Genomic DNA, 23,650 nt, shown 5'->3' on the forward strand with positions numbered 1-23,650 from the left:
CAGCCGAAGGAGGCCGACGAGCTGCGGGCCATACTGCGCCGGCCCGAATACCGGCGGGCACTGGTCTTCAGCGGGCTGATCGGCATCCCCGTCTCGCTCGTCGCCTTCTTCTTCCTGGCCGGGCTGCACGAGCTGGAACACCTCATCTGGACCAGCTGGCCGCACCACCTCGGCCACCGCAACCCGCCCTGGTGGTGGCCGCTGCCCATGGCCGCCGTCGCGGGCCTGGGGACCAGCCTGGTCGTGCTGCGCTTCCCCGGCCGCGGCGGGCACATCCCGGCGGCCGGGCTGCACTCGGGCGGCGCCACCAAGGCCGCACTGCCCGGCGTCGTCCTCGCCGCCGCGTGCTGCCTGCCCTTCGGCGTCGTCCTCGGCCCGGAAGCCCCGCTCATCGCCCTCGGCACCGGCCTCGCCCTGCTCTTCCGCGACCTGGCCCGCGCCCCCGCGACGCAGGCGAGCACCACACTGCTCGGCGCGGCGGGTGCCGCCGCGGGCATCGCCGCGATCTTCGGCAACGCACTGGTCGCCGCCGTCCTGCTGATGGAGGTGGCCGGTGTCGGGGGGCCGCAGCTCTTCGCCGTCATGCTGCCCGCACTGCTGTCCAGCGGGGTCGGCGGCATCGTCTTCACCGGCTTCGGCCACTGGACCGGCCTGAAGACCGGCAGCCTGGAGATCGGCCTGCCCGCCCCGCCGCTGCTCGACACCGGCGACGTGGTGTGGTCGGTGCTGATGGCCGTCGTCATCGGCACAGTGATCCACTACGTGATGACGGCCGGCCGCCACATCGCCGTCCTCGTCGCCGCGCACACCCTGCGCACCACCCTGGTGTGCGCCCTGGCCGTCGGCGGCTGCGCCGCCGCCTACGCCGGGATCACCGGCCGCTCGCCCACCGACGTCGCCCTCTCCGGCGAGGCCACCCTGTCGCAGCTGGCCGCCGACCCGCACTCCTGGCCGGTGAGCGCACTCGTCGCGGTGCTGGCCTTCAAGTCCGCCGCCTACGCGATCAGCCTCGGCAGCCTGCGCGGCGGCCCCGTCTTCCCCTCGCTCTTCCTCGGCGCCGCCGCCGGGGTACTGCTGGCCCCGCTGCCCGGCCTCGGCGTGATCCCCGGCATGGCGGCCGGCATGGCCGCGTCCACCGCCGCGGCCCTGCGCCTCCCGGTCAGCACGGTCGTCCTGGTCGCCCTGCTGCTCGGCCACACCGGCTCGCTGCCCGTGGTCATCCTCGCAGCCGTCACCGCCTTCGTGACCACGGAACTCCTCCCCGAGGGTCCGTCGATCCCGCCCTTCCCGCCCCGCCGCGGTCAGCACCCCTGAGCGGCCCGGCGCCCTCAGCCTCAGCCCAGCATCGGCTGCAGGGCGCCTTCCAGGGTCAGCAGTTCGCGCTTGCGCTCCAGGCCCCCTGCGTAGCCCCTGAGCGACCCGTCGGCACCGATCACCCGGTGGCAGGGCCGCACGATCGACACCGGGTTCGCGCCGATCGCCGCACCCAGCGCACGGATCTCGGCCCGCGGCACGCCCAGCCGGCGGGCGATCTCGCCGTACGTCGTGGTCGTCCCGTACGGAACGGCCATCAGCGCGTCCCAGACCCGCTGCTTGAACTCCGAGCCGGTGCCGCTGTCCGCGAAGGGGACGTCGAAGCCGGTCAGCTCACCGGCGAAGTACGCGTCGAGCTGCGCGGTGATCCCGGCGAACGCCGCGGGACGGTGCTCCCACTCCGGGCGGATGGCCGGCGCGTTCTTCTGCCCGGCCATCGTCAGCCAGGCCAGTGCGGTAGGCCCGCCCGGCTCCGCCGACACCTCGCCGACCAGCAGCAGCGGGCCGATCGGGCTGTCGAACGTGGTGTGGACTGTCACGGTGGTTCCCTTCGTACGCCCTACTGTCTCACCCCCGACAATGCCTTGACGCGGGCGGCAATGCTGGCGGAAATCGGACGGCATGCTGCGGGCCGCGCGCTAGCCTGGAGCGCATGCTCACCGCACAGCAGGAACAGCAGCGGCAGCGGCTGATACGCCGTCAGCGCCGGTCGAACCGCCTGCTGCCGCCGGTCGTCCGGCGACTGGTCGCAGGACGCGACCCGCAACCGCCGTGGCTGCCGCGCCGGCTGGCCGCCGTGGTGGCCTGGGACCTCGACCCGGACGCCGGCGTCGCCGTCGTCCGCGTCGTGTGGCGCCCCGGCTCCGCCCAGTCCGAGACCTTCGACGGCGTCGTCGAGCGCACACCGGCCGGGACGTGGCAGGAGACGGGCGGCGGCGGCATCGACGACGCCGGTGTGCCCGGTCCGCGGCGGTCGCTCGGCCGCGACGGGCAGATCGGCGTCATCGAGGTGCTGACCAGCAACGGGCTGCTCAGCCGGGCCGCGATGACGTCCCGTCCGGGCCGCGTGCACGAGGCGCCGTGGGTCGGCACCACGGAGTTGCGGGTCGCCGCGGAGGCGAGCCACCTCCTGGTCGGCGACCGGCGGGTGGCCGTGCCCCCGCACGGCACGGTGCTCCTCGCCTGGACCTCCCCACCCGCGGCGGTGGCCCGCCGCCCCGTGATCCGGGCCATGGCCTCCGACGGCACCGAGGTCTCGCGGCTGGAGCCGCACGATTCCCTCGACGCCCACACGTTGCGCCTCCTGGACATCCCCTCCTGACCTCCCCTTTGCGGGGGGCGAGGTGATTGCCACGTGCTGTGGCGTTGCTTTCTTCCCGCCGCTCGGGCTGGCCGCGCAGTCCCCGCGCCCCTGGGTGATTGCCACGTGCGGTGGGCTCGCACCTTCCGGTGCGTCGTGGCTTGTCGCGCAGTTCCCCGCGCCCCTGGGGGTGCCCTCTGTGCGCAGGGTTGGCGCTTTCAGGCGGCGCCCACTGCCTGCGAGAGTGAGCGTTTTCAGGGGCGCGGGGAACTGCGCGCCCGGCCCGAGGAGCGGGAAAGAAGCAACGCCACCGCACGTGGCAGCCACCTGGGGGGCGCGGGGACTGCGCGGCCAGGCCGAACGGGCGGGAAGAAAGCAACCGCCACCGCAAGTGGCAGCCACCTGGAAGCCGCCCCGCAGGGGTCAGGCCGGGGGGCGGGACGGGGTCACGAGGCCGGACTCGTAAGCGGTCACGACGGCCTGCGTCCTGTCACGCAGGCCGAGTTTGGTGAGGATCCGACTCACATGCGTCTTCACCGTCTCCTCCGACACCGTCAGCCGCAGCGCCACCTCCCCGTTGGACAGTCCCTCGGCGACCAGCCGGAGGACCTGCGTCTCGCGGGGCGTGAGCACCGCGAGTTCGGGGGCGGGGCGAGCCCCGGGCCGCGGCGGCCCCAGCCGGATCCGGGCGAACTCCGCGATGAGGCGCCGGGTGACACCCGGCGCCAGAAGCGCTTCCCCCGCCGCGACCACCCGCACCGCCTCGAAGAGGCGTTCCGCGGTCGCGTCCTTGAGCAGGAATCCGCTGGCCCCCGCGCAGAGCGCATCGTAGACGTACGCGTCCAGGTCGAAGGTGGTGAGGATGAGGACGCGGGGCGGGCTCTGCGCCTGCCCGGCGAGCCGCCGGGTCGCCTCGATCCCGTCCATGACGGGCATCCTGACGTCCATCAGGACCACGTCGGGGGTCAGTTCGCCGCACGCGGCGACCGCTTCGGCACCGTCGCAGGCCGTGCCGACCACGGTGAAGTCCTGCTGGGTGTCCAGCAGCGCGGCGAACCCGGTCCTGACGACGTGGTGGTCGTCGGCGACGAGGATCCGTACGGGCGCAGGCGCGCTGGTCACCGGACCGCCTCCCGCGCCCCGACGGGCAGTGCCGCCTCGATCAGGAAGCCGCCGCCGGACGCCGGGCCGGTGCGCAGGGTGCCGCCGGCCGCCGCCGCGCGCTCGCGCATGCCGGGCAGGCCGTGGCCGCCGGCCGCCGCGCCCGGGGCGGGACCCGGGCCGTTGTCGCGGACCCGCAGCCGCAGCGTGTCGGCGCCGTAGTGCAGTTCGACGTCGACCGCGGCTCCGCGGGCATGCCGCCGTACGTTGGTGAGGGCTTCCTGCACGATGCGGAAGGCGGCCAGTTCGACGCCCGGGTCGAGCGTGGCGGGCGGCCCTGAGACGATCAGCCGGACCCCGGCACCGGAGGCGCACCTGGCCTCGTCGACGAGTTCGTTGAGCTGCTGCAGCCCCGGCTGGGGGCGCCGCTCTGCGGTGGTGGCCTCGGCGTCCTGCCGCAGGACGCCGAGCAGCCGCCGCATCTCGGTCAGCCCTGCGCGTGCGGTGTCGCCGATCTCCGAGAGCCGCGCGGCGCCTGCCGGGGGCATCCCGGGGGTGGTGAGCCGCGCGGTCTCCGCCTGGACGGCGATCACCGAGATGTGGTGCGCGACGACGTCGTGCAACTCGCGTGCTATGCGGGCGCGTTCACCGCGGGCGGTGTGTTCGAGCAGGCTCTGCGCGCTGATCTGGCGTGCCGCACCGTGCACATGCGCCTCGGCCCTGGCGGCGGTGACCGCCCCTGCCAGTGCGGCGGCCGGGGCCGCGGCCGCGGTCAGAACGGCCAGTACACGGGCCTCTCCTGCCAGGCCCAGGCCGAGCAGGGCGATGACGGTGAAAGGCAGGGCGAGGGCCAGGCCCTGCCGGAGCCTGCGGGCCGCCGAGCCGCCGCCCGGCGCGGGGCGTGAGGTCAGGTGGTGGAGGCTCAGCGCCAGCGCCACGGCGCCGGCCGCGGTCAGGGTCCGGAAGGCGGTCAGGGACAGCGCCGCCGCGGACGCGACGGCCAGCGCGGCGGTGGGGGCGGACAGGAAGGCCGGGGGGAGGGTCGTGCTCAGGGCCAGGACGGCGGTGGCGAGCAGGCCCGTCGTCAGGGTCTGGCCGTAGACGCCGGTGACCGCCGCCCGCACGGCCGCCTCGGTGACCGCGGCCGCGGCGAGCAGCGCCGCGGTCACCGCCTGAGCGTGCGGGGACGCGGCGAACTCCCGCGCCCACCCGGTGTCTGTCAGCCTCACTCCAGCATTGTGGCCGCCCGCACCCGTCCACCGCGTCCTCCTGGCCAGGGACATCCGCGTACTTCTCAGGGGGGACACCGGGCGGTGCCGTCCCCCGTGGCGGTGACGGCGAGGACCGCTCCCCGGCGGGACGATCCGGCGGCCCGCCGTCCCTAGCCTTCACCGCATGGAAGCAACCATCGAAGTCTCGGGCCTGCGCAAGCGGTTCGGGCCGACCCCGGCGCTCGACGGGATGACCTTCACGGTCGCACCCGGGCAGATCACCGGGTTCGTCGGGCCGAACGGCGCGGGCAAGTCCACCACGATGCGGGTGATACTCGGCCTCGACGCGGCCGACGAGGGCACCGCCCTGATCGGCGGCCTGCGCTACCGGGCGCTGCGCAACCCGCTGAGCCATGTCGGCGCGCTGCTGGACGCCGGTGCGCTGCAGCCCAGCCGCAGCGCCCGCGGCCATCTGCTGTGGCTGGCCCACTCGCAGGGCCTGTCCGCCCGCCGCGTCGACGAGGTCGTCGAGTACGCGGGCCTGGCGTCGGCGGCCCGGCGCAAGGCGGGCGGCTTCTCGCTCGGCATGCGCCAGCGCCTCGGCATTGCGGCCGCGCTGCTCGGCGACCCGCCGGTGCTGATCATGGACGAGCCCTTCAACGGCATGGACCCGGAAGGCATCGTGTGGATGCGCGGCCTGCTGCGGTCGCTGGCCGCCGAGGGCCGTGCGGTACTGGTGTCGAGCCATCTGATGAGCGAACTGCAGGACACCGCACAGCACCTGGTCGTCGTCGGCCGCGGCAAGGTCATCGCCGACACCAGCGTCGCCGACCTGATCGCGGCGGCGTCCGGCGACCGGGTCACGCTGCGCACCACCGCCCGCACCCAGGCGATGACGGTGCTCGCCCAGGCCGGCGCCGTCGTCGCCGCCACGGGCGCGGAGACCCTGACCGTGTCCGGCATGGACTCGCAGAGTGTCGCGTCACTGCTCGGCCGGGCCGACGTGCCCTTCTCCGAGATCGGTGCGCACCGGGCGAGCCTGGAGGAGGCGTACATGGAACTGACCCGTGACGCCGTCGAGTTCAAGGCCGGGGGCACCAGGTGACCACCACAACCGCCACCCCCTACCGCTCGACCCAGGCCGCGGCACGGGACGGCTTCCTGCGGCTGCTGCACGGCGAGTGGACGAAGTTCAGGACCGTACGCGGCTGGGTCGTCGGCATGGTGACCGCCGCCCTGGTCACCGTCGCCGTCGGGCTGCTCGGCGCCGCGGGCAGCAGCATCTCCTGCTCAGGGCCGCACGGCGGCAAGTGCGACCACAGCGTGCCCAAGGGCCCCGGCGGCCAGGAGATCCGCGACGCCATGACGCTGGTCCACCGGCCGCTCACCGGCGACGGCAGCATCACCGTCCGGATCACCTCGCTGACCGGCCGCTATCCCGAGGGCGGGCGGCAGCCGGCGGACGGCGATCCCGGCGCGACGATGCTGTCCGGGGTGCAGCCCTGGGCCAAGGCCGGCGTCATCGTCAAGGACGGCACGAAGCAGGGCTCCGCCTATGCCGCGGTCGCGCTCACCGGCGCCCACGGGGTGCGCATGCAGGACGACTTCACGCACGACGTCGCCGGCATACCGGGAGGGGTCTCCGCGGCCTCCCCGCGCTGGCTGCGGCTGACCCGCGCAGGCGACACCCTCACCGGCTACGACTCCGCCGACGGCACCCACTGGCACACCATCGGCACCGCCCGCCTTGCCGGGCTGCCAGAAACCGTGCAGGCCGGGCTGTTCACCACCTCGCCCGAATACGTCGTCACCAGCAACTCGCTGGGCGGCTCCAGCAGCAACGGCGCGCCCAGCAGGGCCACCGCCGTCTTCGACTCGGTCGACCTGCACGGCAAGGCCGGGGCCGCATGGGCCGCCGACGTCCTCGGCGGCGGCGGACCCGACGCCCCCGGCGCCGCGGACCTCGGCTACCGGCAGGCCGGCGGCACCTACACACTGACCGGCAGCGGCGACGTCGCCCCCGAGGTGCCGGGGCGCGGGTCGCCGGCCAAGACCGTCGAGAACAGCCTCATCGGCGTCTTCGCCGGGCTCGTCGTGGTGACCGTGGTGGCCACGATGTTCGTCACCGCCGAATACCGCCGCGGCCTGATCCGTACGACACTCACCGCGAGCCCCCGGCGCGGCCGGGTGCTGGCCGCCAAGGCCGTCGTCATCGGCGCGGTCTCCTTCCTCACCGGGCTGGTCGCGGCGGCGGCCGCGGTGCTGGTGGTCGGGGCGGTCGAGCGGAGCAAGGGCTTCCCGACGTACCCGACGCCGTTCGCGACCAGCGTCCGGGTGGTCGTCGGGACGGCGGCGCTCTTCGCGGTCACCGCGGTCCTCGCGCTGGCCCTCGGCACGGTGCTGCGGCGCAGCGCGGGCGCCGTCACCGCGGTCGTCGTCGCGATCGTGCTGCCGTACATCCTCGCGGTCGCCGCGGTGCTCCCGGCCGGGCCGTCCCGCTGGCTGACCCGGCTCACCCCCGCCGCCGCCTTCGCCGTCGAGCAGAGCGTCCACCAGTACGCGCAGGTCGCCGCGGACTACACGCCCGCCGACGGCTACTTCCCGCTGGCGCCCTGGGCCGGGCTCGGGGTGCTCTGCGCGTACGCTGCCGCCGTCGTCGCCACCGCGGCGGTCCTGCTGCGCAGGAGGGACGCGTGAGGACGCTGCGGCAGGCCGTGCACGCGGAATGGACCAAGGTGCGTACGCTGCCGGGCCTGCTGTGGCTGCTGGCCGCGGTCGTGGTGCTCACCGCGGCGGTCAGCGCGGGCACGGCCGCCGCCGTCCGCTGCCCGGCAGCCGGCTGCACCCAGGACCCGGGCAGGATCAGCCTCACCGGCGTCCAGTTCGGGCAGGCCGGGGCCGCGGTCCTCGCCGTGCTGCTGATCAGCGGGGAGTACGGCACCGGAATGATCCGTACGACGGTCACCGCGGTGCCGCGCAGGACCGTGGTCCTGGCGGCGAAAGCCGCGGTCCTGGCCGGGCTGCTGCTCGTCGCCGGCGTGCTCGCCGTGGGCGGCTCCGTGCTGGCCGGGCGGCTCATCCTGCCCGGCCACGGATTCACCGGCTTCTCGCCCGCGCACGGCCCCGTGTTCAGGGCTGCCGCCGGCTCCGTGCTCTACCTGGTGCTGGTCGGGCTGCTCAGCCTCGGTGTGGCCACCGCGGTACGTGACGCCGCTGCCGCGGTGGGGGTCGTGCTCGGGCTGCTGTACCTCTTCCCGATCCTCGCGTCGGTCGTGTCCGACCCCGACTGGTACCGGCGCCTTGAGCAGGTGGCTCCCATGACGGCCGGGCTCGCGGTCCAGACCACGATCACTTCTTCCGGCGCCCCGATCGGCCCCCTCGCGGGGCTCGCCGTCCTCGCGGCGTGGTCCTCCACATCCCTCCTGACGGCCCTCACCACCCTCCACACCCGGGACACATAGTCCCGGCTGCGGTTCCTCCCCCCTGCGGCGGTCGGCTTTCCCGCCGCGGTGGCTGGGCTCGCAGTTCCCCGAGCCCCCCGGGGCGGTGGCTGCCGTCTCCACACGACGGTTCGCGATGGCTGGGCGCGCAGTTCCCCGCGCCCCTTAAAAACGCTCACCACCGCGGGTAGAGGGCGCCGCCTGAAAGCGCCAGCCCTGCGGGCAGAGGGCACCCCCAGGGGCGCGGGGAACTGCGCGACCAGCCCCCACCCGGGGAAAGGCGATCGCCCACCGCAAGGGGCAGGGACGGGGACGGGGCCGAGGCCCGGAGGGGGTCAGAAGCCGCGGCGGACGGAGGTTTGGCGGGCATCGTCAAGACGATGCGCGCGCCGCTGGCGCTCCGCGGCAAGCTCGTCGACGGCGTGCCGCACGCCGGCGACGACGGTGGCGTCGGGCCCCGGCCCCGGCTCGGGCACGGGCGGTGGCCCGGAAATACCGACGGCGTCCGCCAGCGCGAGCAGAACGGGCTCGTCCGCGGCCCAGCGGTGGGAAGCCCGCCGCCGCCCGGGCGAGTCGGCGAGCACCATCCGGCTGGTGCGCAGCACGAGGAAGCGGCGCCGTTCCTCCCGCCCGAGCAGCCCGTCCGCTTCGAGCGCAGCGAGGTACGTGTCGGACAGCCCGCGCCCGCGGCGCCACAGCCAGTCCTCGACGGTCTCGCCGTCGGCGACCGGGGCGAGCGCGGACGCGGCCTGGCCGAGCTGCGGGTCGGCGGTGTCGCTCAGGCCGGTGGGCAGCACGTACTCGCCGTCGAGCCTGGCGGCGCCGAGGCCGAGCAGGTCGATCAGCTCGGCCCCGGCAAGCGCCAGCGACAGGTCGCCGCGTTCCAGCGTCCTGGTCGAGGGCATGTCCATGGCCACGAACAGCAGGTCTCGTGCGGTGGTCATCCGGGCGTGCTCCACACAGCGTCAGTTCAGCCGGGCCTGCCAGTCGCGGGGTACCCGCTCGGCGGGTCCCGGGGTCGACTGGCCCATGGGGTGGTTGAGCGGCGGGGCCAGGTCGGGGCCGTCCTCGACGTAGCTCTCGGTCACATAGTTCCAGAACCAGCTCTCGCCGGGTTCGTAGGTCCTGATCACCGGGTGCCCGGTGGCGGCGGCGTGCGCGGCGGCGTGCTGCGCGGGGGAGCTGTCGCAGCAGCCGACGTGGCCGCACGCGGCGCACCTGCGCAGGTGGAACCACCAGCCGCCGGCCTTGTCGCACTCCGCGCAGCCGTCGCCGCTGGGCGGCACTGTCGGGTCGATCCCTGGGATGTCGGCGGTGCTCATTCGGCGGCCTCCTCGGCGTTGGGGTTGCTGGCGGTGAGCGGCAGCCTGACCCGGAAACGGGTGTTGCCCGGCTCCGACTCGACGTCCAGGTCGCCGTGGTGCTTGTTGACCACGATCCGCCAGGAGATGTCGAGCCCGAGCCCGGTGCCCTGGCCCACCGGCTTGGTGGTGAAGAACGGCTCGAAGATCCGCTGCCGGATCTCGTCCGGGACCCCGGGACCGGTGTCCTGGAAGTCCACCACCAGCCTGCCGTGGCTGCGGGAGGTGCGCACGGTGAGGGTGCCGACCCCTTCCATCGCGGCGACCGCGTTGTCGATGAGGTTGGTCCACACCTGGTTCAGCTCGCCGGGGTAGGCGGGGATCTTCGGCAGCGTGTGGTCGAACTCCTTGACCACGGTCACCTCGGGGCCGATCTTCCCTGCGAGCATCTGCAGGGTGCTGTCCAGCAGCTCGTGGATGTCGACGACCTGGAAGGGCGCCCGGTCCAGCTGCGAGTACTGCCGGGCGGCGTTGACCAGGCCGGAGACCCGGGAGGTGGAGTCCTCGATCTCGTTCATCAGCAGCTCGGTCTCGACGGTGTAGTTCAGCCACCGCACCGCGCTCTCCAGCAGTTCCGCGTCGACGGCCGCGGCGACCTGCTCCAGCCACTCCTCGTCCAGGCCGGCCTGGACGAAGACCGGTGCCAGGTCCCAGCCGCCGGCGATGTCGTGGCTGTCGAGCCAGTCGGCGACCGCGTCCTCCTGGTCGGCGGCCTCCATCGGGCTCAGCTCCTGCGCCTTGGCGATCCGCTCGACGGCCCGCTCCTGCACCCCGATCAGGGTGTCCAGGTCGGACTGCCGGTACGGCCCGCCGGCCAGGATCTTCAGCTTGTGGCGCATGCCGGCGACCCGGTCGCGCAGCGCCGAGGTGGCGCGCAGCGCGGCGGCCGCGGGGTTGTTCAGCTCATGGGTCAGACCCGCGGACAGCGACCCCAGGGCGAGCAGCCGCTCGCGCTGGCTGACCACCTGCTGGAAGGTCTGGTTGCCGAAGAAGAGGCCCTCCAGCAGGTGCACGGCCATCGGGAACCAGTCGCGCATGATTTTCGCGAACTCGTCGGCGGCCAGCACGTAGAAGCGCGACGGCTCGGTGACCCGCATGGAGTTGGTGTAGAGCTGCGGGACCCGGTCGCCCAGGTAGGCCTGGAAGGCCCCGGCGTAGACACCGCGCTGCGAGGTGCGGTTGACCTCTATGTCGTCGGTGCCGACCCGCCGCGAGGTCACCACGGTGCCCTCGAGCAGGACGTAGAAGCAGGTGGCGGCGTCGCCCTCGGCGTACACCGGGCCTTCGTCCCAGGCCTCGATGCGGCCCGCGCCGCACAGCCGGGCCAGCTGCTCGGGTGACAGGTGCTCGAACAGGAAGAGCGACCGCAGCTCCGCCGGGTCGCAGGGCAGCGTCGAGGCGGTCACGGCCCCTCCAGACTTGAGACGTTCACAGCCCCTCCAGGTAGCGGTGTACGAGCATGACGGCCATCGCGCCCTCACCGACGGCGGACGCGACGCGCTTGGCGGACTCCGAGCGCACGTCGCCGGCTGCGAAGACCCCGGGAATGCTGGTCTCCAGGTGGTACGGCGGCCGGTCGGGCTCCCAGCCGGGCGGCCGCTCGCCCTCGGCGGCCAGGTCGGGCCCGGTCAGCACGAAACCGTGTGCGTCCCTGGCCACCACCCCTTCCAGCCACTCGGTGCGGGGCGCGGCCCCGATGAATACGAACAACCGCTGGGCGTCCACCATTTCCGTGCCGCCGTTCGCGGTGTCCCGCAGCGTCAGCCCCTCCAGGTGGTCGTCGCCGTGCGCGGCGTCGACCACGGTGGCGGTACGGACCCGGATGGTGGGTATCGCGGCGATCTGCTGGATCAGGTAGTGCGACATGGACGCCTCCAGGGAGGGGCCGCGTACCAGCAGCGTCACCGACTTCGCGCCGCGCGAGAGGTAGACCGCGGCCTGCCCCGCCGAATTCGCGCCGCCGACGATGTAGACGTCCTGGCCCTCACAGCCGGCGGCCTCGGTCAGCGCCGAGCCGTAGTAGATGCCGCGGCCGGTCAGCTCGGCCAGCCCCGGCACGTCCAGCAGCCGGTAGGCCACCCCGGTGGTGAGGATGACGCTCTGCGCGGAGACCGAGCTGCCGTCGGCGAAGCGCACGGTACGGGCCGGGCCGCTGACCTCAAGGCCGGTGACCTCGCACGCGGTGAGCAGTTCGGCGCCGAAACGGGTCGCCTGGCGGCGGGCCCGGTCGGTGAGCTGGGCGCCGGAGACCCCGTCGGGGAAGCCGAGGTAGTTCTCGATCCTGGCGCTCTGCCCGGCCTGCCCGCCGGTCGCGGTGCGCTCGACCAGGACGGTGTTGAGGCCCTCGGAGGCGCCGTAGACCGCGGCGCCGAGCCCCGCGGGTCCCGCGCCGATCACCACCAGGTCGTAGAACTCCTCCGCCGGGGTGGTCGCCAGCCCCACCTGCGCGGCCAGGTCCTGGTCGGACGGCTCGACCAGCACCTCGCCGCCGGGCGCGATCACCAGCGGCAGCCGCATCCCGTCGTGCCCGGCCGCGTCCAGCAGCCGCCGGCCCTCGGACTGGTCGGACAGGTACCAGCGGTACGGGATCTGGTTGCGGGCGAGGAACTCCCTGACCCCGGAGGACCGCGCCGACCAGCGGTGCCCGACGACCTTGGTCTCCGGCACCGGGCGGTGGTCGGAGGCCAGCCAGCTCTCCAGCAGGTCGTCGACCACCGGGTAGAGCTTCTCCTCCGGCGGGTCCCACGGCTTGAGGAGGTAGTGGTCCAGGTCCACGACGTTGATCGCGTCGATCGCGGCCCCGGTGTCGGCGTAGGCGGTGAGCAGGATCCGCCGGGCGCCGGGATAGACGTCCATGGCCTGCTCGAGGAACTCGATGCCGTTCATCTGCGGCATGCGGTAGTCCGCCAGGATCACCGCGACCAGGTCGCCGCGCAGCTTCATCTGCCGCAGTGCGTCAAGTGCCGACTCGCCGGACTCGGCCCGCACCACGCGGTACCGCTCGCCGTACCGCCGCCGCAGGTCGCGGGCGACGGCACGGGAGACCCCCGGGTCGTCGTCGACGGTCAGGAGCACGGCTCGGCGTGTGCTGTCCGGTGTTGTCATGGGCATCCCCGTCCCCATCTGCTGCCTGCCCGTTTCGCTCCGCGCAGGTCCGCCGTTCAGCCTAGTGGCCGGATCACCGGCCCGCAGTGCGCGCAGGCCCCGGCATGCGCGATGATCGCGGAGCGCGTAAAGAGAACGCGCGGGCAGAGGGGGGATCCGATGCTGATCCGAGTGCGGTGGGCGGTCACGGCTGCCGTCGCGGTGGTGTGTGCGGTACCGACCGCGGCCGACGGTGCGCAGGCGGTGGCCGGCGGGGTGCCGGACGTGGCACCGCTGAGCAAGGGCGAGGTCCAGGCGCAGGTGCAGGAGGTGGTCGCCCGGGCGGGGCTGAGCAGATGGTCGGACCACCTCGCCGCCATCACCCTGACCGCCCGGCAGGACGGCAGGCCGGTGCCGCAGGAGTGCACCGCCGACTGGCCGGACGCCGTGTCCGGCACACCGCAGCAGGTCGCCCGGCTGCTGGCGGAGCTGGGCCGGGCCGGCTGGCACCAGGTCTCCCGCCACGACGAGGCCCGCTGGCGCTCGGTGACGCTCGACCACGGAGGGTGGCGACTGTCGGTCCTCGACATGCCGCCGCCGGTTTCGAGCAGCACCGACGACCTGTTCGTCACCGCGATGCGGCGCGGCTGCTGAGCACGCACCCGCGCGCCGCGCGGGGCGCACTTGCGTTGGAGGGCACTCCAGCTCCTAGCCTCGGAACATGACTACGCCACAGAAGCCGATCGCTTCGGGGTTCGGCGCCCACAGCACCGCCGACGAGGTCCTCAGCGGCATCGACCTGACCGGGAAGCTCGCGCTCGTCACCGGTGGCTACTCCGGCATCGGCCTGGAGACCACCCGGGCACTGGCGAAGGCGGGCGCCCACGTGGTGGTGCCGGCCCGCCGCCCGGAGACCGCGGCGGAGGCGCTGGCCGGGATCGACGGCGTCGAGGTGGACCGGCTCGACCTGGGCGACCTCGACAGCGTCCGCGACTTCGCCGACCGCTTCCTGGCCACGGGACGCAGCATCGACATCGTCATCAACAGCGCCGGCATCATGGCCTGCCCCGAGACCCGGGTGGGTCCCGGCTGGGAGGCCCAGTTCGCCACCAACCACCTGGGCCACTACGCGCTGGTCAACCGGCTCTGGCCGGCGATCGAGCGCGGCGGCGGCCGGGTGGTCGCGGTGTCCTCCGGCGGCCACCGGCTGTCGTCGATCCGCTGGGGCGACGTGCAGTTCGAGCAGGACTACGACAAGTGGCAGGCCTACGGGCAGGCCAAGACCGCCAACGTGCTGTTCGCCCGGCACCTGGACACGCTCGCCGCAGGCCGGGGCGTGCGCGCCTTCGCCCTGCACCCGGGCGGCATCCTCACCCCGCTGCAGCGGCACCTGCCCAAGTCCGAGATGGTCGCCCTCGGCTGGATCGACGAGGACGGCAAGCCGGTGGACCCGACCGGCTTCAAGTCCCCCGAGGAGGGCGCCGCCACCCAGGTGTGGGCGGCGACCTCGCCCGCGCTCGACGGGCTCGGCGGGGTCTACCTGGAGGACTGCGACATCGCGGTGCCCGCCGAGGGCGACACCCGCGGCGGGGTGCGCGACTACGCCGTCGACCCCGAGCAGGCCGCCCGCCTGTGGGCGCTGTCGGCCGAGCTGACCGGCGTCGACGCCTTCGCGAGCTGACGGCGGCGCCCCGGGGTCGCACGCCCCCGGGGCGCACGTGCCGAACGGGTGAAGGGCCGCAGGTCGGCGCGGCCGGTCGGCGGCCGGGCGGGCGGGACGGCGGATGCTGGGGCGGACAGACGTCCGCGGCCCGCCGCGGACCCTCCCGCGCCCGGCGCCCCGCTCCGCGCCGGTGCCATGACCTGCCCGGAGGCCGACCCTGCTGGTGCTCTGCGTGTTCTTCGCGCTCCTGGGGGCGGCGAGCAACGCGACCGGGACGGTGCTGCAGCGCAAGGCCGCGCTCGCCGTGCCCGCCAAGGACGCGCTGCGCCCGCAGCTGCTGCGGGACCTGGCCAGGCAGCCGGTGTGGCTGCTGGGCATCTGCGGTGTCGTCGGCGCAGCACTCTTCCAGGCGCTGGCCCTGGTGACCGGGCCGCTGGCGCTGGCGCAGCCGGTCTTCATCCTCGAACTGCCCTTCGCGCTGCTGATCGCCCTGCCCGTGCTGCAGCGCACCCTGCCCAGGTCCGGCTGGACCGCGGTCGGCTGCATGGTCGCGGGGCTGGTGCTCGCCCTGGCCAGTGCCGCACCCGACGGCGGTGAGCCGCAGGCGCCGATGGCCCGGTGGATCCCCGCGGTGGTGCTGTGCGTGGCCGCGACCGCCTTCGCCGTCGGCGCCGCACGGCACCGGCCGTCTGGGGCGGCCCGTGCCGCGCTGCTGGGCTCCGGGGCCGCGGTGGCCAACGCGCTGACCGCCGCGCTGATGAAGTCGGCCGCCAACACCTTCTCCGACGACGGCTTCGGCGCCTTCCTGGCGGCCTGGCAGACGTACGGCTTCGCGGTGTGCGGGGTGACCGCGGTCTTCCTGCTGGAGAACGCGCTGCAGGCCGGGTCGATCGCGGCCTCGCAGCCGGCGCTGACCCTCGGCGACGCCACCGTCAGTCTGCTGCTGGGCGTCCTGGTCTACGCCGAGCACATCCGCACCGGCTGGTGGATCCTGCCGGAGCTGGCCGGTGTCGCACTGATCACCCTGGGCACCTTCCGGCTGTCCCGGGTGCCGCTGACCGGGGAGCTCGGCAGTTGAGCCGGGGCGGCCGGCGCCCCCAGGGGAGTGGGGACGCCGACCGCGTCAGCCGCGCCGCACGGCCAGGCGCAGGGTGAGGATCTGGAAGGGCCGCAGCACCAGCCGTACCCCGGAGCCGGCCACCTCGTGGCTGGCGTCGTCCGGCAGCGGGCGCTCCAGCAGGTCCGTCGCCACCGCACCGCCCAGCGAGAAGCCGGGGGTCAGCGTGGCCCGCACCCGGCGGCCGTACGCCTCGTAGAGCCGTACGACCACGTCGCCCGAGCCGTCGTCGGCCAGCTTGACCGCCGAGACCACCACCCCGTCCTGGTCGAGAGCGACCAGCGGCTCGACCACCGCGCTGCCCGGCACCGTGCGCTCCGGCAGGTTCATATGGTGGCCCTCGCGCACCGCGTCGGCCGGCTCGACGCCCACCACCAGGGCGTACCGCAGCCGGTGGGTGCCCTGGTCGGCCTGCGGGTCGGGGAAGCGGGCCGAGCGCAGCAGCGACAGCCGTACCGTGGTCGTCGTGCCGCCGTCGGGGCGTACGTCCCGGGTGACGTCGTGGCCGTACGTCGAGTCGTTGACCAGGGCGGCGCCCCAGCCCGGTTCGCCGACGTGCAGGAAGCGGTGCGCGCACACCTCGAACTTGGCCGCGTCCCAGCTGGTGTTGGTGTGGGTGGGCCGCTCCACCTGGCCGAAGGGGATCTCCGCGGTGGAGTGCGCGGCCCGCACGTCCAGCGGGAAGGCCGCCTTGAGCAGCTTCTCCCGCTCGTGCCAGTCGACCAGCGTCTCGATGTCGAGCCGCCGGGCGCCCTGTTCCAGGGTCAGGGTCTGCACGATCCGCGACGCGCCGACCGTGTGCACCACCCGCACCCCGCCGTCCACGACGCCTACCTCGTCGGCCTGGTCGAGGTCGCGCACGGTGTTGCGGTAGAAGGCGTCGATGTCCCAGGCGTCCCACTGGTTGGGGAAGTCCTGGTGCAGCTGCAGCAGGTTGCCCACCGAGCCCGGCGCGAGCGCCTCGCGGCCCGCGGTGATGTCGTACGCCGAGGTGACCAGGCCGCGGCCGTCGACCACCACCCGCACCAGCCCGTTGTCCAGGACGAAGCCGTCGCCGTCGGCCACCGGGGGAGTACGCCCCGGCGCCCGGGTCCTGGGCGCCGCGCCCAGCGCGGGCACACCGCCGCGCGCGTGCGGGGCGGCGTTGAAGACCACCTCTCCCTGCTGCCCCGGCGGGCCCGCCAGCGCCCGCTGCGCTGCTCCGACCAGCTCCTCCAGCTCAGCCGCCACCTCCCGGTAGGTCTGCTCGGCCTCGCGGTGCACCCAGGCGATCGACGTGCCCGGCAGGATGTCGTGGAACTGGTGCAGCAGCACCGTCTTCCACAGCCGGTCCAGCGCCTGGTACGGATACGCCGCCCGGGTCCGCACCGCCGCCGTCGCCGACCACAGCTCCGCCTCCCGCAGCAGGTGCTCACTGCGCCTGTTGCCCTGCTTGGTCGCCAACTGGCTTGTCAGGGTGCCGCGGTGGAACTCCAGATACAGCTCGCCCACCCACACCGGGGCGTGCGTGTACTCGGCGAAGGCCTTTGCGAAGAAGTCAGCGGGCGCCTCCACCGCGACCCGCGGCGAGCCCTCCAGGTCCGCGAGCCGGTCGGCGCGCGCCATCATCTCCCGGGTGGGTCCGCCGCCGCCGTCGCCGTAGCCGAACGGGACCAGCGACCGGTCGCTGCCCGCCTTGTCCTGGAAGTTCCGTTCGCTGTGCGCCACTTCGGCACCCGACAGGTCGCTGTTGTAGGTGTCGACCGGCGGGAAGTGGCTGAAGATCCGGGTGCCGTCGATGCCCTCCCACCAGAAGGTGTGGTGCGGGAACTTGTTGGTGGTGTTCCAGGAGATCTTCTGGGTGAGGAACCAGCGCACCCCGGCCAGCTTCATCAGCTGCGGCAGTGCCGCGTTGTAGCCGAAGGTGTCGGGCAGCCACATCTCCTCGGTCTCGACGCCGAACTCCTCCAGGTAGAAGCGCTTGCCGTGGACGAACTGCCGCACCAGCGACTCGCCGCCGGTGATGTTGGTGTCCGGCTCCACCCACAGGCTGCCCGCGGGCAGGAACTGCCCGGTCCCGGCCTTCTCCTGGGCGCGTGCGTACACCTCGGGACGGTGCTCCTTGAGCCAGGCCAGCTGCTGCGCCTGCGACATCACGAAGCGGAAACCGGGGTGGTCGTCCATCAGCTGCGTGACGTTGGAGACGGTGCGGGCGACCTTGCGCACGGTCTCGCGCAGCGGCCACAGCCAGGCCGAGTCGATGTGGCTGTGGCCGATCGCCGAGATGCGGTGCGCCCCGGGGGTCGCGGGTGCGGCGAGCGCCGGGGCCAGCACCTCGCGCGCCGCGGCCGCGGTGCCGCCGATGTCCTGCAGGTCGACCGCGTCCAGCGCCCGCTCGACGGTCCGCAGCACCTGCCAGCGCCTGGTGGACTGCGCCGGCAGCTCGTGCATCAACTGGCCGAGCACGTCCAGGTCCTGGACCAGCTCGAAGACACCGGCGTCGAAGACGGCCAGGTCCATCCGGCGCAGCCGGTAGAGCGGGTCGCGGTCCCCCTCGGCTCCGGCCTCGGCCAGCCAGGCCGCCCGGTCGCCGAGCGCGGTGGGGTAGAAGGTCAGCTGCTCGGGACCCGAGTGCATCACCACCGGGTTCGCCGCGGCCTCGATGTGGTACGTCACCTGCTCGCCGCCGGCCGCCGACGCGGTGACCGGCACATGCGTGTTGCGCGGGTTGAGTGCCTTCACCGCGGTGCCGTCCGGCCGGTAGACCAGGCCCTCCGCGGAGAAGCCCGGGTCCGTGGTGCCGAAGCCCAGGTCGAGCACGGCCTCCACGGGCAGGCCCGCCCACTCCTGCGGTATCCGGCCGCTGACCTTGAACCAGCTGGTCGACCAGGCCGGCCCCCAGCGGTCGCCGACCCGGGCCGGGCCGTGGTCGGCGGCGAGACCGGCGGCGACCGGCACCGGTTCGCCGGGGACGTGCCAGACCTCGACGGTGAGCGGCACGCAGCGCGCGTGCACCGCGGGTCGCAGCCGCTGGCTGAGCATGCGGGCCAGCCGCTGCTCGATGATGGCGGGGTCGGTGTGCATGGCGAAGCCTTCCCGTGTGTCGGGAGTGTCGGTGGTCGTGACGGGAGGTCAGCCCTTGAGCGCGCCGCCCAGGGCGAAGCCGCCGCCGAGCCGGCGGGCGAGGACGAGGTAGAGCATCACCACGGGGATCGAGTAGATGATCGAGAAGGCCGACAACTGCCCGTACTGCGTCTGGTCGTGCGCGCTCAGGAAGGTGAACACGCTGACCGAGGCGGGCAGTTTCTCCGGCGAGAGCAGCAGGATGAAGGGCACGAAGAAGTTGCCCCACATGCCGATGAAGGTGAAGATCGTCACCACGATCACACCGGGCCACATCAGCGGCAGCACGATCCGCCACAGCACCTGCATCGCGTTGGCGCCGTCGATCCTGGCCGCCTCCTCCAGCACCAGCGGCACACCGTCCATGAAGTTCTTCATCAGCCAGATCCCGAACGGCAGTGCCGCCGCGGCCAGGAACAGCGTCGTGCCCGCCATCGAGTCGATCAGGTTGACCTGCACGAACATGCTGTACACCGGGATCATGACCGCGGTGATCGGCAGCCCGGTGCTGAAGAGGACGGTGTAGAGAAAGGGCCTGCGCAGCCGCGACCTGAACCGGGACAGCGGATACGCGGCGAGCACCGAGCACACCACGCACAGCAGGGTGCCGCCGCCGCACATCAGCAGGCCGTTGAGCATCGGCCGGTAGGTGGTGTCGGTGTTGAGGATCTGCCGGAAGTTCGCCCCGGTCGGCGAGGGCACGGTCAGCTTGAAGCTGCCGTGCGCGTTGACCGAGGCGAGCAGCATCCACACCAGCGGCACCAGATACAGCGCGGAGAACAGCAGCAGCGACCCGTTGACGACGACGCGCCCGGTCGCCACCCGCCGCCCGCTCCTTCCGCGGACCGCCTGCCGGTCGGCCGCGGGGCGGACCCGTACCGTCCGTGGACTGCTCGTGACGGCCATCAGTCCTCCTCCATCTTGAGCATGCGGATGTAGACGGCGGAGAACAGCGCGCCCACCACCAGCAGCACCAGCGCGACGGCCGTTCCGTAGCCGATCAGGCTGCTGGTGAAGGCCTGCTGGTACATGAACACCGGCAGCGTCTCGGTCTTGTTGCCCGGGCCGCCGCGGGTCATGGTGTAGATCAGGCCGAAGACCGACAGCGTCTGCAGGGTGATCAGCATCAGGTTGGTCATCACCGAGCGGCGGATCACCGGCAGCGTCACCCGCCACAGCCGCTGCCAGGGACCCGCGCCGTCCACCTCGGCCGCCTCGACCAGCTCCTGCGGCACGTCGTTCAGCGCCGCCGAGTACACCAGCATCGAGAAGGCGGTGCCGCGCCAGACGTTGGCGATGCACACCGCCAGGATCGGCAGCGTGTACAGCCAGTTCTGCTGCGGCAGGTGCAGACCGCGCAGGATCGCGTTGAGCGAGCCCTGCTGGAAGAAGAAGGCGTACATCAGATAGCCGGCCACCACCTCGGGCAGCACCCACGCGGCGATCACCACGGTGCTGGTGACCGCACGCACCGGGCGGGCGGCCTTCTCCATGAGCACCGCGAGCGCCAGCCCCAGGGTGTTCTGCCCGACGACGGCGGAGCCGACCACGAACACCAGGGTCAGCACGACGGCGTTGACGAAGTCCGAGTCGCCGAAGGCCCGGGTGAAGTTGTCGAAGCCCACGAAGTGCGTGCCGGACGCACCGGTGAGCTGCATGTCGGTGAAGGCGTAGTAGACGCAGTACGCGATCGGCCCCGCCAGGAACACCGCGAGCAGCACCACCGCGGGCAGCAGCGGCATGCCGCGCAGCAGACCGCCCACCGCCCGGCCGCGGCGCGGCCCGGCGGTGGCGGCGGAGGTGGTCACCGGGCGCCCTGGACGGTCTTGCCGTCGCCGACCGCGGTCTTCACGTCGCTGTCATAGGTGCCGGCCGCCTTGTCCACCGACGACTGACCCGTCGTCACCGCCTCCATGGCCTTCTGGATCGCGCTGGAGACCTGGGTGTACGCGGGCAGGCCGGGCCGGTAGAAGGTGTCGGGCACCAGCGCGCTGAAGAACTCGTTGGTGGGCAGCGCCTTGAGGTACGTCGGGTCGGTCGCCACGTCGGTGCGCACCGCGATGGTGGCGTTGACGCTGTTCCACCGGGCCGAGTTGGCCTTCGACTCCAGGAACTGGGTGAACTTCCACGCCAGGTCGGGGTTCTTCGCCTTGGCCGGGATCGACCACGCCCAGCCGCCCGACATGCTGACCTTGCCGCTGCCCTGGCCGTTCTGCGTCGGCATCGCGGCCATGCCCATCGTGGTCTGCCACTGCGGCCACGGCTTGGGGCCGGTGCGGATCCAGTTGTTGGGCATCCAGGAGCCGTCGATGTCGATCGCCAGCTTGCCCTGCGGGATCATCTCGGTGCCCACCGCGGCCTGGAAGTTGGCCCCCAGCGCCTGCTGGGCGGACGGGCCGAGGCCTTCACCGAAGACGGTGTGCACGAAGCCCAGCGCGTCCTTGAAGCCCTTGCTGCCGACCACCCACTTCTGCTGCTTGGTGTCGTACAGCGAGTCGTTGGCCGCGGGCGTGCCGTACAGCAGCATCTCGAAGCCCTGCATCGAGGACGCCTCGCCGCCGGCCACCCCGGTGTAGACGTTCAGCGGTGTCACCCCGGGCACCTTGGCCTTGACGGTGCGGGCCGCGGTCAGCACGTCGGCCCAGGTCTTCGGCTGCCAGGGCACCGCTATGCCGGCCTGCGCGAAGAGCTGCTTGTTGTACCAGATGCCGCGGGTGTCGGTGTTGTCGGGCACACCGTAGGTCTTGCCGTCGGGGGCGTACTTCATCGCGGCCTTCGCGGGAGCCGCGAAACTGCCCCAGTCCTGCCAGGTGTTCAGATAGCTGTCCAGCGGCTTGAGATAGCCGCCCGCGACGTCGGAGTTGATGGTGGCGGTGTCCTCGTAGACCATGTCGGGCGCGGTCGCGGGGGAGCGCATCATCAGCTGGATCTTGGTGTAGTAGTCGTTCTCGCTCGCGGTCACCGGGACGAGCTTCACCGTGGTGCCGGGGTTGGCCTTCTCGAACTGCTCGACCATCGGTCCGAGGAAGCCGGCCTGGACCTTGTTGCTGTTGTTGAGCTGCTGCTGGTAGACGACCTTGATCGTCTTGCCGGAGCTGCCGGAGCCGGATCCACAACCTGACAACGTTGCCGCACACACGGTCGTGACGGCCGCTACGGCGGTCGCCGCGAGAAGTCTCGTTCGCACGTATGCCTCCGGTGAAGAACCCGAGTCGGCCCGCAACGGTTGCGGGCAGCGCGGGGGTTGCCCGGTGGGGACGACCCCGAATCAGCAGGGCGCCCGTGCCCTGGCATGTCGGCGAAGCTAAATCCAATGGATTGAGTAAGTCAACGCATGTGACATGTAAACTTCGCCGACAGCCGCGCCGCGTGGCACGCCGGGGGGCCGGAAGAGGAGGCGGGGAAGGGTGACACAGGGAACCAACCTTCCGCGGGTCGGGGGGTACAACCAGGCGGTCGTCCTGGACGCGATACGCACCGCGGGACCGGTCAGCCGGGTCGAACTGGCCCCGCTCACCGGCCTGACCAGCCAGACCGTCTCCAACGTGGTGCGCCGGCTGCTCGACGCGGGACTGGTCACCGAGTCCGGCTACGCCCCCTCCAGCGGCGGCAAGCGCCGCACCCTGCTCTCACCGCGCGCCGACGGCGCCTACGCGGTCGGCGTCCAACTCGACCCGGACGCCGCGGTGATCGTCGTCGTCGACCTCGCGGGCGAGGTACTCGCCGACCGCCGGGTCAAACTCCCCGACGGTGCGGAACCCGCCGACCTCGTCACCAGGATCGCCGCCGCGGCCCAGCGGCTCACCGCCAGGACCCGCATCGACCCGGCCCGGCTGCTCGGCACCGGCATCGCCGCCCCCGGCCCCATCGACGGCCCCGCAGGCGCCGTCGTCTCACCGCCCAACTTCGCCGGCTGGGGCCGGGTCCCGCTGCGGGAGATGTTCGAGACCGCCACCGGCATGCCCGTCGCCATGGACAACGACGCCACCGCCGCGGCCATCGGCGAACGCTGGATCGGCGGCAAGGAGCGGGCCGGCAGCTTCCTGTTCATCTACCTCGGCACCGGCGTCGGCGCGGGCATCGTCCTGAACAACACGGTGCTGCACGGCGACTCGGGCAACGCCGGCGAGTTCGGCCACATCGCCGTCGACGCCGACGGGATCACCTGCGACTGCGGCAGCACCAACTGCGTCGGACCCTACGTCAGCCCCGCCGGCGTCATCGGCGAACTCTTCGAACTGCACGGGCGGGCTGCCGCCGAGCGCATCGGGCTCACCGGCGCCGCGGACTGCGTCCACCGCGACTGGAAGACCCTGCGGCAGGCGGTACGCCGCGGCGACCCCGCCGCCGTCGACGTCGTCCGCCGCGCCGGCCGCCGCTTCGGCCAGGCCGCACGCGGCGCCGTCGCCCTCCTCGACGTCGACCGCGTCGTCCTCGGCGGCGAGGCCTTCCGCGGCATCGAGCCGGTCATCTGCGAGGAGATCGACGCGGCGGTCAACGCGATGTCGGTGGCCCGGGCCATTCGACGGATCTCCGTCGAGCAGAGTGTCATCGGCGAGGCCGTGGGGGCGGTGGGCGCCGCGTCCCTCATCCTGCACGGCAACTATGCGCCGGGGTGGCGCATGCTGACCCAGCCGTAGGCTGGGGGTGGGGGGTAGGTGGGTGCCACTTGCGGTGGCGTCGCGTCTCTCCCGCCGTCGTGGCTGGTCGCGCAGTTCCCCGCGCCCCTCAGGCCCTGCCCCTTGCGGTGGGCGGTCGGCTTTCCCCCGGGTGGTGCGTTGCGCGCGCAGTTCCCCGCGCCCCTCGGTGGGTGCCACTTGCTGTGGCGGTGCTTCCTTCCCGCTCCTCGGGCTGGGCGCGCAGTTTCCCGCGCCCCTGAAAACGCTCGCCCTCCTCCGAGAGGGCAACCCGCAGGGGCGCGGGGAACTGCGCGACCAGCCACGACGGCGGGAAGAAG

At 73.1% G+C, this 23,650-nt stretch carries 20 protein-coding genes; 9 read left to right on the forward strand and 11 right to left on the reverse strand.

The genetic code is table 11. The features are described 5' to 3' along the window. Positions 1 to 30 precede the first annotated feature (30 nt). On the forward strand, positions 31 to 1,314 hold the full coding sequence (locus tag JT723_RS25465; protein WP_205047157.1) for a chloride channel protein: 1,284 nt from the start codon (positions 31 to 33) through the stop codon (positions 1,312 to 1,314). 20 nt (positions 1,315 to 1,334) lie between these two features. Here JT723_RS25465 and JT723_RS25470 read toward each other — a convergent pair whose 3' ends face one another. Next, complete coding sequence (locus JT723_RS25470; RefSeq protein ID WP_205047113.1) at positions 1,335 to 1,853, reverse strand: methylated-DNA--[protein]-cysteine S-methyltransferase; 519 nt, start codon at positions 1,851 to 1,853, stop codon at positions 1,335 to 1,337. A gap of 113 nt (positions 1,854 to 1,966) precedes the next feature. On the opposite strand from JT723_RS25470, the gene JT723_RS25475 reads away from it, so the two are divergent. Further along, entirely contained in the window at positions 1,967 to 2,635 is a 669-nt protein-coding gene (locus tag JT723_RS25475; protein ID WP_205047114.1) for a hypothetical protein, read from the forward strand. 402 nt (positions 2,636 to 3,037) lie between these two features. Here JT723_RS25475 and JT723_RS25480 read toward each other — a convergent pair whose 3' ends face one another. Both JT723_RS25480 and JT723_RS25485 read right to left on the reverse strand, forming a co-directional pair. Beyond that, positions 3,038 to 3,736, reverse strand: a complete 699-nt coding sequence (locus tag JT723_RS25480; protein WP_205047115.1) for a response regulator — start codon at positions 3,734 to 3,736, stop codon at positions 3,038 to 3,040. Continuing rightward, the gene (locus JT723_RS25485) at positions 3,733 to 4,944 is read right to left on the reverse strand and encodes a sensor histidine kinase (protein WP_251512669.1); all 1,212 of its coding nucleotides are present in this window, start codon (positions 4,942 to 4,944) and stop codon (positions 3,733 to 3,735) included. Before JT723_RS25485 ends, JT723_RS25480 begins: the two co-directional genes overlap by 4 nt. Before the next feature lie 166 nt (positions 4,945 to 5,110). On the opposite strand from JT723_RS25485, the gene JT723_RS25490 reads away from it, so the two are divergent. The 3 genes from JT723_RS25490 to JT723_RS25500 are packed head-to-tail and all read left to right on the forward strand — an operon-like array spanning position 5,111 to position 8,387. Then, positions 5,111 to 6,031 carry an ABC transporter ATP-binding protein gene (locus JT723_RS25490; RefSeq protein ID WP_205047117.1) on the forward strand — a complete coding sequence of 307 codons (921 nt, stop codon included), beginning with the start codon at positions 5,111 to 5,113 and terminating at the stop codon, positions 6,029 to 6,031. Beyond that, positions 6,028 to 7,623 carry an ABC transporter permease subunit gene (locus tag JT723_RS25495; protein ID WP_251512668.1) on the forward strand — a complete coding sequence of 532 codons (1,596 nt, stop codon included), beginning with the start codon at positions 6,028 to 6,030 and terminating at the stop codon, positions 7,621 to 7,623. Before JT723_RS25490 ends, JT723_RS25495 begins: the two co-directional genes overlap by 4 nt. Then, positions 7,620 to 8,387, forward strand: coding sequence for an ABC transporter permease (locus JT723_RS25500; protein ID WP_251512666.1), 768 nt, complete (start codon positions 7,620 to 7,622; stop codon positions 8,385 to 8,387). The genes JT723_RS25495 and JT723_RS25500 overlap by 4 nt, the downstream gene beginning before the upstream one ends. Before the next feature lie 314 nt (positions 8,388 to 8,701). Here the strand turns inward: JT723_RS25500 and JT723_RS25505 are convergent, their stop codons facing one another. Genes JT723_RS25505 through JT723_RS25520 form a run of 4 tightly spaced genes read right to left on the reverse strand, consistent with a single transcriptional unit; the run spans position 8,702 to position 12,832 of the window. Further along, positions 8,702 to 9,310 carry a GOLPH3/VPS74 family protein gene (locus JT723_RS25505; protein ID WP_205047118.1) on the reverse strand — a complete coding sequence of 203 codons (609 nt, stop codon included), beginning with the start codon at positions 9,308 to 9,310 and terminating at the stop codon, positions 8,702 to 8,704. Positions 9,311 to 9,331: 21 nt separating this feature from the next. Beyond that, on the reverse strand, positions 9,332 to 9,688 hold the full coding sequence (locus tag JT723_RS25510; protein WP_205047119.1) for a UBP-type zinc finger domain-containing protein: 357 nt from the start codon (positions 9,686 to 9,688) through the stop codon (positions 9,332 to 9,334). Further along, complete coding sequence (locus tag JT723_RS25515) at positions 9,685 to 11,133, reverse strand: ATP-binding protein (RefSeq protein ID WP_205047120.1); 1,449 nt, start codon at positions 11,131 to 11,133, stop codon at positions 9,685 to 9,687. Before JT723_RS25515 ends, JT723_RS25510 begins: the two co-directional genes overlap by 4 nt. 22 nt (positions 11,134 to 11,155) lie before the next feature. Continuing rightward, the gene (locus JT723_RS25520; RefSeq protein ID WP_205047121.1) at positions 11,156 to 12,832 is read right to left on the reverse strand and encodes an NAD(P)/FAD-dependent oxidoreductase; all 1,677 of its coding nucleotides are present in this window, start codon (positions 12,830 to 12,832) and stop codon (positions 11,156 to 11,158) included. A gap of 159 nt (positions 12,833 to 12,991) precedes the next feature. Between JT723_RS25520 and JT723_RS25525 the strand changes: the two genes are divergently transcribed. From JT723_RS25525 to JT723_RS25535, 3 genes are all read left to right on the forward strand, one after another. Further along, positions 12,992 to 13,465, forward strand: a complete 474-nt coding sequence (locus JT723_RS25525) for a hypothetical protein (protein WP_205047122.1) — start codon at positions 12,992 to 12,994, stop codon at positions 13,463 to 13,465. A gap of 67 nt (positions 13,466 to 13,532) precedes the next feature. Further along, entirely contained in the window at positions 13,533 to 14,492 is a 960-nt protein-coding gene (locus tag JT723_RS25530) for an SDR family NAD(P)-dependent oxidoreductase (RefSeq protein WP_205047123.1), read from the forward strand. A gap of 199 nt (positions 14,493 to 14,691) precedes the next feature. Beyond that, positions 14,692 to 15,552, forward strand: a complete 861-nt coding sequence (locus JT723_RS25535; RefSeq protein ID WP_205047160.1) for a DMT family transporter — start codon at positions 14,692 to 14,694, stop codon at positions 15,550 to 15,552. 45 nt (positions 15,553 to 15,597) lie between these two features. Here JT723_RS25535 and JT723_RS25540 read toward each other — a convergent pair whose 3' ends face one another. Genes JT723_RS25540 through JT723_RS25555 form a run of 4 tightly spaced genes read right to left on the reverse strand, consistent with a single transcriptional unit; the run spans position 15,598 to position 21,880 of the window. Beyond that, positions 15,598 to 18,654: an alpha-mannosidase gene (locus JT723_RS25540; RefSeq protein WP_205047124.1), complete on the reverse strand. Its 3,057-nt coding sequence runs from the start codon at positions 18,652 to 18,654 to the stop codon at positions 15,598 to 15,600. Between the two features lie 48 nt (positions 18,655 to 18,702). Continuing rightward, positions 18,703 to 19,599, reverse strand: coding sequence for a carbohydrate ABC transporter permease (locus tag JT723_RS25545; protein ID WP_205047125.1), 897 nt, complete (start codon positions 19,597 to 19,599; stop codon positions 18,703 to 18,705). Beyond that, positions 19,599 to 20,501, reverse strand: a complete 903-nt coding sequence (locus tag JT723_RS25550) for a carbohydrate ABC transporter permease (RefSeq protein ID WP_372441379.1) — start codon at positions 20,499 to 20,501, stop codon at positions 19,599 to 19,601. The genes JT723_RS25545 and JT723_RS25550 overlap by 1 nt, the downstream gene beginning before the upstream one ends. Beyond that, positions 20,498 to 21,880, reverse strand: a complete 1,383-nt coding sequence (locus JT723_RS25555; protein ID WP_205047126.1) for an extracellular solute-binding protein — start codon at positions 21,878 to 21,880, stop codon at positions 20,498 to 20,500. The genes JT723_RS25550 and JT723_RS25555 overlap by 4 nt, the downstream gene beginning before the upstream one ends. A gap of 220 nt (positions 21,881 to 22,100) precedes the next feature. Between JT723_RS25555 and JT723_RS25560 the strand changes: the two genes are divergently transcribed. Next, a complete protein-coding gene (locus tag JT723_RS25560; protein WP_205047127.1) occupies positions 22,101 to 23,333 on the forward strand; it encodes an ROK family transcriptional regulator in 1,233 nt (410 codons plus the stop codon). Positions 23,334 to 23,650: the final 317 nt, after the last annotated feature.

Origin of the sequence: Actinacidiphila bryophytorum (assembly GCF_016916835.1) — a bacterium.
GTDB lineage: Bacteria > Actinomycetota > Actinomycetes > Streptomycetales > Streptomycetaceae > Actinacidiphila > Actinacidiphila bryophytorum.

Coding starts and splice junctions, on each gene's coding strand:
- JT723_RS25505 (WP_205047118.1), bottom strand. CDS start 9,310: ATGACCACCGCACGAGACCTGCTGTTCGTGGCCATGGACATGCCCTCG.
- JT723_RS25525 (WP_205047122.1), top strand. CDS start 12,992: ATGCTGATCCGAGTGCGGTGGGCGGTCACGGCTGCCGTCGCGGTGGTG.
- JT723_RS25520 (WP_205047121.1), bottom strand. CDS start 12,832: ATGACAACACCGGACAGCACACGCCGAGCCGTGCTCCTGACCGTCGAC.
- JT723_RS25540 (WP_205047124.1), bottom strand. CDS start 18,654: ATGCACACCGACCCCGCCATCATCGAGCAGCGGCTGGCCCGCATGCTC.
- JT723_RS25510 (WP_205047119.1), bottom strand. CDS start 9,688: ATGAGCACCGCCGACATCCCAGGGATCGACCCGACAGTGCCGCCCAGC.
- JT723_RS25475 (WP_205047114.1), top strand. CDS start 1,967: ATGCTCACCGCACAGCAGGAACAGCAGCGGCAGCGGCTGATACGCCGT.
- JT723_RS25545 (WP_205047125.1), bottom strand. CDS start 19,599: ATGGCCGTCACGAGCAGTCCACGGACGGTACGGGTCCGCCCCGCGGCC.
- JT723_RS25530 (WP_205047123.1), top strand. CDS start 13,533: ATGACTACGCCACAGAAGCCGATCGCTTCGGGGTTCGGCGCCCACAGC.
- JT723_RS25490 (WP_205047117.1), top strand. CDS start 5,111: ATGGAAGCAACCATCGAAGTCTCGGGCCTGCGCAAGCGGTTCGGGCCG.